General features: G+C 68.6%; 1 protein-coding gene. It reads right to left on the bottom strand.

From position 1 onward, the window contains the following. Nucleotides 1–760, bottom strand: a 760-nt coding sequence (locus ABB29_RS15905; RefSeq protein WP_245622660.1) for a pilus assembly protein N-terminal domain-containing protein, incomplete at its 3' end; no start/stop codon positions are given. Between the last annotated feature and the right edge of the window lie 18 nt (nt 761–778).

Here is a 778-nt window from a genome sequence, read left to right as displayed (position 1 = left end):
TTAGTCTCGTGGGCTCGGCCAGCACGCGCGCCATGCCGTTGCTCTGCAGCAGGTCGATGCTGGCGTTCCAGCTGTGGGGGAGGGAGCTGGCGACCAGTTTGAAGGCCGAGGACAGGGCGCCGCCGTTGCTGCTGGCGCCGGACGGCGACGTGAAGCCGTAACTGAAGCCGCCATTGGTGTTCCTGAAGTTCACGCCGATCTGGCGCAGCACGCTGCGGTTGAATTCCACCACCTTCACTTCCACCTGCACCACGCCGCCGCCGGCGATGGTGGATACGTCGTTGATGACGCCCTTCTCGCCGACCACGCTGGCGACCGCCTTGCGCGCCGCCTCGTGCGACAGCAGGGTGGGTGTCTCTCCCTGCAGCAGCCCTTGTCCGTCCTGCACGGCCACGGCGGGGGAACGGGCATCGAGCAGGCCGCGCTGCACCGCGCTGCGGACATCGACGCGGATGCGGGTCGGCGCGGGCTGCTGGCGCTGCCACAGCATCAAGGTGGTGCTGCCGGCGTTCCTGCCGATCAGCAGCACGTGGCGCTTGTCGCGCAGGGACGTGACATCGGCGATCTCCGGGTCGGCGATGGCGATCCGTTCCACGTCCGCGGGCAAGGTCCACGGACGCTGTTCGTGGAGTTCCAGCTGCACCGACTCGCCGGCCGCCATCTGGGCCTGGGCGATGGCCGGAAGAACCGCGGCCAGCGCCCCGGTGGTCAGGGACAACCGGAGCAGGACGTGTGGCAGGCGATGGGCAGGCTTTGCCATGGTCGAACTCCCTTTCAC

This window comes from Pseudoxanthomonas dokdonensis (assembly GCF_001431405.1).
Classification (GTDB): Bacteria; Pseudomonadota; Gammaproteobacteria; order Xanthomonadales; family Xanthomonadaceae; genus Pseudoxanthomonas_A; species Pseudoxanthomonas_A dokdonensis.
Note: the sequence above shows the minus strand (reverse complement) of the source record. Positions and strands in the feature narration are given on the sequence as shown.